Here is a 7304-nt window from a genome sequence, read left to right as displayed (position 1 = left end):
CTTGTAGTGCGTTAAGCGAAGCCATGCCGCAGGCTTTGCATCTTGCTCGCTACTAATACCTAATAGGTTTTAATATCTATCTGACTTTCACAACTACTGAACTAATCGGCGAATTTTACCATAAGCAATATAGGAACCTCCCTGGGGATTTTCCTTCACCTCATCCACGACATATAATATCCCTTCCTCTCGAATAGTGCGAGGAAAACGGATATTGTAGTCAGGATTATAGCCATCAGAAACGACTCTGGCTCGTAGTTTTTTCCCCTCCTTGACACACTGAACTAGAACCCCATCTCCCACCGTATCTGTGGTTTCTAAATCAGCCGCTGTTCCTTGGGCTTTAGCGGTTTGTAATTGTTTAGCTTGACGGTTTTTTGGGGTGGATGCTTTTTCTTCACCCGGTTTAACCAGGCGGCGAATGTTTCCTGAGGTGCGATAAAATGTGCCATTAGCAGATGGGGTAATTTCATCCACGACATAGGTGACACCTTGTTCGCGAATACGGCGGGGAAACTGCACGTTTAAATCCGGATTATATCCCTCAGAAATAACCCGAACTCGTAGCTTACCCCCAACCCGTTCACATTTGACTAAAACACCACTGTCGGGATTCGTCGTTACCTCTAACCCACTGGCTGCACCTGTTGTGGTTCCACGGAATTTTAAATCTTCGCGATCGCGGGTTTGGGTTTGATAAGATTGATCCCGCATTTCTTTGCGGATTGCCCGGTCAAATCGTCGATTTTCTAAACATTGGGCATAGTAGTCAAGTTGGGCAATTTCTTCGGCAATGTCAAAGAATTCGTCTAATGTCTTGTGTTTAAGTTCCTCTATCGTTTCACGCAGTTTAACTACCGCTTGTTGAAAGTCTCCCTTGTCCGCCAGGGAAACGGCTTCATCTTTCAATTTGGCAATTCTTAACTGAGAGGTTTGTTCCAAGACTTGAGGATCAGGCTGGATATCTTTGGCTTGTTCTTCTGAACCGACGGTTAAGGTAATGGAAAACTGATTGCTAATGTTTTGGATACTGCCTTCGACAATGGTTTGATAGTCATACGTCACAGTCGCAATCGTCGTCATTCCGGATTGCGATCGCGAGGACACGGTTAAGGGAATCGCCAAGGGCTTTTGTTCAACGCCATACACATCGCCCAAGACAACCTCTACCGTATTGCCAACCTGGGAAAAGCGATAGTTATTCAGAATCTCACCAACCTCCACAAACGCTTCCGGTTGTAGCTTCACCCTGAGATTTTGCGCCACAACTGAGACTAAACTTTCCATCTCAATTTCAAACACTTGGGAAGCATCATCGGGAGACTGAATAAAGTAGAAATTTCCTCTGGCGGCATTCGCCATATTAATCAGTAAATCTTCGTTAAAATAATTACCAAACCCTAAAGTTGTGGTGACAATATCCGCTTCTGCTTTTTCTAAGGCTGTTTTCGTCAGCACTTGCGGATCTTTAATCCCATAATTTGCCAATCCATCGGTTAAAAGTAAGACGCGATTAATCCGTTCCGGACTTTGGTTAGCTTGAACTTGAGTACATCCCAACAACCATCCGCCACTTAAGTTGGTGCAGCCCCCGGCGCGAATTTTACCAATTTTTGCTTTAATAGCGGCTTGATCGCGAACGAATTGTGGGGGAATAATCACCTCGGCGGTGTCATCATAAATCACCACCGAAACAAAATCATCAGCGGTGAGATGATCAATAAGATTTTGGGCAGCTTGAATGGCATATCGTAGGGGCTCTCCCGCCATTGAACCCGAACGATCTAAAACTAAGCTGAGATTGAGCGGACGACGCGAGGATGTCTGCTGACTTGACTCTGATCCTTGAAAGGTAATCAGTAAGTCTACGGTTGAGGGACTGTCTGCGGCAATTAACGATTGACTGAGGGTGTAACTGGCTTTCATATCCACAGGTTAGCGCTAAGGGTTTAGATGGGATTATTTCATTTTAGTTTAACTAATTAAAAACAAGGGCTAGGATGTCAGGGAGACGTTCCGGCGGAACGTCTCTACCGTTGTTAATCTTCGTCATCGTCATAAATGAAATCGGGCGGCGGTGGAATATCGGGAACCAGTTGAATCGTCATTCCCTGTTCAAACATGCAGGAATCTATATCCTCTTCGTCTAAGATTACCTCCCGATGCGCCCAAGCTAGACCTTGATTAGGAAGTTTTATTTCTATCCAGCCACCTTTGGTTTGTTTGCCTGTTATTGGTACTTGTTCTCTAGTTAAATAGGTAATTACATTATCGCGAAATGATGCTGGATCAGAACGAACATTTCCGGTAACAATTACTGAACAAGTGGCAGGTTCTGGCGATGGTTTAGGTTCAGGAGAAGGAGAGGGAGATGGGGAGGGACTGGAAGTAGCACCGTTGGCTGATTTTGTCGCTGTGGGAGAGGTTGTTGATGATGAGACAACGGTATCGGTTGCATCGGTTGACGGTTGGACGGCGGTACGATTAAATAAACTAATCAGTAGAGCTAATGTAGCTAAACCGCCACCAATTCCTGCCCAAAGGAAGAGTTTATTGGAGGATTTAGAAACGGCGGGTTCAGGATTTAAGAAATTGCTAAGATTTGATGATACTTGAACGTCAGCAGTCGGTTCTGTTTCCGGTTCGTCTGGCGTTTGCATATACCATTCGGGGATAGAATCGGGTTTTAATGAGACTCTTTCCGGTTGATTGCCATTGGCTGACGTCGATTCTGTCGTTGGTTCAGGATTAATAGAGTCAATGGTGGATGAGGGCGCGATCGCACTCTCCTGTTGGGGCGATGGCACCTCTAGCGATGTGGAGGCGGAGACGGGTGGTGCTGGGGAATCAACGGGTTGATTGGGTGAGACACTCTTCTGTGATTGGGGTGATACCTCTGTCGGTGTGGATGGCGGGATCGGGGGTGCTGGGGAATCAACGGGTTGAGTCGGTGGGAGACTCTCCTCGGCTGGAGGTGACACCGGCACAGGTGCAGAGGCTGAAATAGGGGGTTCTGTAGGCTCAACCGATTGAGTCGATGGGGCGCTATCCTCTGATTGGGGTGACACCTCCATGGGTGTGGATACGTCGGTGGTTTCTTCTTGATCTCGTTGATCTCGAATGAGTGAAATAGAACGCCGACTTAGAGATTCTCTAATGTCTGTTCCTCCTGTTCTCTCGACTTCCCGATTACTATTGGGATTCGATTGGGAAGTTTGGCGGGATTGCTTTTGGTATAGGATTATTTGTTCAGTGTCTTTAATATCTTGCTCTCTCAATCCTAAAGACTGTTGCAAATCTTTTAAGAGTTTACGAGACTTGGGGTTGAGTGAATTATCGGCTCGGAAAACTTCCCGAAACGCTTGTTTATATCGCTGTAATTTTTCCTGATACTCGCGATAGGGGGTTAAAACTTGGGCTTCTATCGCCGCACAATCGGCTGGAGTGAGATGTAGACTTTGGGCTAATGTATCCAGAGCTGAACGACCGCCAACAGCAATTTCACCCCCTCTGATCCAGCGCTGTGCTTCTTTACGATACTTCAAGGTGAGGCGATTTAGGGGAACTTGACTCAGTGCGATCGCTTGGTAAGGTTCGCTAGCATATAATCTAGGTTTTAACGCAGGAGCAACAATTTTAAGCTGCTGAGAAACATAGTCATGAAGTTCCTTGACACAAATCCAATCATCATGATTGCGATCGGCGAGTCCCGTTGCCAGTCCTTCGATTAAGTAACGAGTGTAATCCGAGGGTTGAGATGCTTCTGATTGGTTGAAATAGGGAATGGAACTAAAACAGCTCAGAAGCGCCCACTTCTCACCCGTCATTTGTTGTTTTAACCCAACCTGATTATAGTCGTTTGCCGTTATTTCCCAATCCAAAATATTGCTACAGTAACCGTCGATAATCACAATATTCTGCGGACAGGGACTGTTGCTAAGTATATCCTGGATTAAACGAGCTGGAACAACGGTTGCCTTGACTAATTCTTTGAGGGAATTGTCATCAGTCATGCGAGTGGCGGTGATGCCAGTTCCTAAATATACGGTATCATTATGATCTTGGATACATTGACCTGAGAAAAACAACAACACGACATCTTCCTCGGCACGCTGACTCAACAGCGTTTCGATGGTTTCCCGCATCACGGGAGGATTCGGATTGATCAGCGTTTCTATCTCATCAAAAGAATACTGCAAAACACGTTGCATCGCTTCAACAGCGTTAACGGCTCCGGGTACGGGGTGAAAACCATAGCCGTACTCACTTACCCCAATCAGCAATGCTATTTTCACAACTGGTGATTCCCTAGACTGCTACAACGTTTTGTGCTGCCTAAATTACTCCCATCAAGATTTTTTCAGGCAATTGGTGACCCTAAGTTTGGATTCACTAGTCCCACTAAGCGGTTGTACATTTTATCTGCTATAGTTATGGGTTTTGTCCGTTATTGTGGAATCAACTGACCCCGTCCTTACACTGCAAACAGCCAGGATGTCAAGGCAGACATTGAAATGTTTGTTAGCTTAGACTCTTGATGGTTGTCGTTGAGTACACCCTCTTTAAACCTTTACTTCTGTTATATCCGGATAGACAGGCAGGTATCTACCGAAAGGCTAATTTTTTTTTGTCTATTTACAAACCTATACATTGATCGTAAACTATATTTTTATTTGTGGCTACCATCGCTTTTTTTCTGGTGACTAGAGTTTGTGGTAATTTGATAGTTATCGGTCACAAGCCAGGGCGGGTTTTGTTTTTCAGTTATCAGTCATACGCAAGCTTTAATGGCTAAACCCGCCCCTACAGTAGCTAAATCCACTCCTACAGTTGACTGGAGACGTGCCGTGGCGCGTCTCTACATAGTGCCGATTATTTTTTATTCAAAAGGATACTCACTCTGATAGAATCAGGGCTTACAGAGAGAAAGTATTCCAGATTACCAAAATCCCAGGCAGAGGCTTTGGGAACCCGTAATCAATTTGGTGCAACGGGCAAACTCATGAAACGCAGAAAATTTGTCGGGAATGCTGTCATTGGTGCAACAGGCACCGCCGCCCTAGCGGGGTGTCGCCCAACCGCTACTAATTCAGGGGCGCAAAGCGGTAGCCAACCCAGAATTCGGTGGCGCATGGCAACGAGTTGGCCCCAATCGTTGGATACTATTTTTGGCGGCGCAGAAACCCTTTGCCAGGGTGTCAGTGAAATGACCAATGGACGTTTCACGATTAAGCCCTTTGCTGCTGGTGAAATTGTACCCGGATTGCAGGTGCTAGATGCGGTACAAACTGGAACTGTACAATGTGGTCACACCGCTAGCTATTATTACATCGGCAAAAATCCAGCTTTGGCATTTGGCACAACTGTTCCCTTTGGTTTAGACGCCCAACAACAGAATGCCTGGTTATACCATGGTGGTGGTTTAGAGGCGATGCACAAGCTTTATAGTGACTTCGGCGTGATTAACTTTCCGGCTGGGAATACGGGAACTCAGATGGGCGGCTGGTTTAAGCGGGAAGTTAACTCGGTGGCGGAACTCCAAGGTTTGACCATGCGGATTCCTGGGTTAGGCGGTGACGTGATGTCCCGGTTAGGGGTCAACGCCCAAGTGTTACCCGGTGGCGAGATTTACCTAGCATTGGAACGGGGGGCAATTGACGCGGCTGAATGGGTGGGTCCTTATGATGACGAGAAACTCGGCTTGCATCAAGCGGCTCAACTCTACTACTATCCCGGTTGGTGGGAGCCAGGAGCAACTTTAGAAGTGCAAGTGAATAAGGGAGAGTGGGATAAATTGCCCAAAGAGTATCAGGAAGTCTTCAAAGCGGCAGCCATGGATGCCAATCTGAACATGCAGACTCAGTATGATGCCTTAAATCAACAAGCCCTAGGAAAACTGCTGGACGCTGGGGTGAAGCTGATGCCCTATTCTCAAGAGATTATGCAGGCGGCTCAGAAGGCATCCTTTGAAATATATGAGGAGAATGCTGCTCAAGATAGTACGTTTAAAGAGGTTTACGAGCAGTGGAAGAGCTTTCGTGAACAGATTTACCAATGGCATCAGGTGAATCAACTCAGTTTTTCTAACTTTGTGATGGCAAATCAGGGATGAGGATGTCAATCACTGAGAACCGCTATAATAAATCCGCCTTTCCCAAATATGTCATTGATGAGGTGTGAACGATTGAAATTTAAACAGTCTACTATGCGGCACTATCCGTTAAAGCGCTCTACTCTAAAAAAACCAGGATTTGACTGGGTTCAGATTGCTCTGTTGGTTTGGATTGGTGTCTTAGGGGCGGCTGAACGTGCCGCCGCTCACCACCCGGTTGGGGGTAGAACCCCTGCCAATGTCTGGGAAGGGTTGCTCTCTGGACTCGCGCACCCGGTTATCGGATTTGACCATTTGGCGTTTGTTGTGGCTGTGGGTTTATTAGCCGCGAATATTGTTCGGGGTGGTTTTATTCCCGTTGCCTTTTTGTTAACGGCAATGGTAGGTACAGGGATTCACCTGTTAGCGATTGACTTGCCGATGACTGAACTGGCAATTGCGGGTTCGGTGGTTCTGTTTGGGGCGATGCTGATAGGGCAATACCGTCTCGATTATAAAGTGTTAACTGGACTGGCTGCGATCGCGGGATTGTTCCATGGTTATGCTTATGGAGAAGCCATTATTGGTGCCCAGATGAATCCGATAGCGGCATATCTGCTCGGATTTACGCTCATTCAGGGGATTATTGCCTTCGGCGCGATGATGGCAAGTCAACTTATCCTCAAGCGATGGAGTGAGAATGCATTGGCTATCCTGCGGGTTTTCGGCTTGGCAATTTGCTCGGTGGGAGTCATGTTCTTGGCAACTGCCATTGTCGGATAGTCAGCCGATTTTATGTAGGGTGGGCTAACCCTGGGAACCCTAAGTAGGGGCTGCTGAATAAGTGGAGAGGTGAGGGGAAGCAGGGAGAGCAGGGGAAGCAGGGGAAGCAGGGGGAGTCCGTTTAAGTTAGCTCATCACCTGGTTCAAGGCGCTGGAATGATATTTGTTGAAGATATCAATTTCCAGACCAAGAAGCGATTTTTGGAATCCCCATCCTGACACCGCGTTAGCAGGTTGGGGAGGATGTCAAGTAGGCAGACTAGAAGCAAGAGGACAATGCAATGAGATGTTTATAGAAACGCCGTAAAACCCACATCCTTTTAGGTGTGGGATATAAGGCGGGTCATCGGAGGTACGGAGATGACCAAACTATCTGGTCTTCTGATTTTCAATGTAACGCTTAACCGTCTCACTACTGACATTTCCCGCC

At 46.7% G+C, this 7304-nt stretch carries 4 protein-coding genes; 2 read left to right on the top strand and 2 right to left on the bottom strand.

The genetic code is table 11. The annotated features are described in order from the left end of the window. Positions 1–93: 93 nt before the first annotated feature. Positions 94–1926 (bottom strand): VWA domain-containing protein, encoded by a 1833-nt coding sequence (locus RIG27_RS16395; protein WP_446346854.1) that lies wholly within the window; start codon positions 1924–1926, stop codon positions 94–96. Between the two features lie 113 nt (positions 1927–2039). Continuing rightward, on the bottom strand, positions 2040–4295 hold the full coding sequence (locus tag RIG27_RS16390; protein ID WP_446346852.1) for a caspase family protein: 2256 nt from the start codon (positions 4293–4295) through the stop codon (positions 2040–2042). A 707-nt stretch (positions 4296–5002) separates the two neighbouring features. Here RIG27_RS16390 and RIG27_RS16385 point away from each other — a divergent pair. Both RIG27_RS16385 and RIG27_RS16380 read left to right on the top strand, forming a co-directional pair. Then, positions 5003–6112 carry a TRAP transporter substrate-binding protein gene (locus RIG27_RS16385; protein WP_446346850.1) on the top strand — a complete coding sequence of 370 codons (1110 nt, stop codon included), beginning with the start codon at positions 5003–5005 and terminating at the stop codon, positions 6110–6112. Between the two features lie 72 nt (positions 6113–6184). Further along, positions 6185–6874: a HupE/UreJ family protein gene (locus RIG27_RS16380; RefSeq protein ID WP_446346848.1), complete on the top strand. Its 690-nt coding sequence runs from the start codon at positions 6185–6187 to the stop codon at positions 6872–6874. Positions 6875–7304 lie beyond the last annotated feature (430 nt).

The organism is Coleofasciculus sp. F4-SAH-05 (genome assembly GCF_040222985.1).
Lineage (GTDB): Bacteria > Cyanobacteriota > Cyanobacteriia > Cyanobacteriales > Coleofasciculaceae > Coleofasciculus > Coleofasciculus chthonoplastes.
This window is presented reverse-complemented; position numbering and strand designations above follow the sequence as displayed.

Excerpts from the sequence above, each read along its gene's own strand:
- RIG27_RS16385 (WP_446346850.1), top strand. The coding sequence starts at position 5,003 with ATGAAACGCAGAAAATTTGTCGGGAATGCTGTCATTGGTGCAACAGGC.
- RIG27_RS16395 (WP_446346854.1), bottom strand. The coding sequence starts at position 1,926 with ATGAAAGCCAGTTACACCCTCAGTCAATCGTTAATTGCCGCAGACAGT.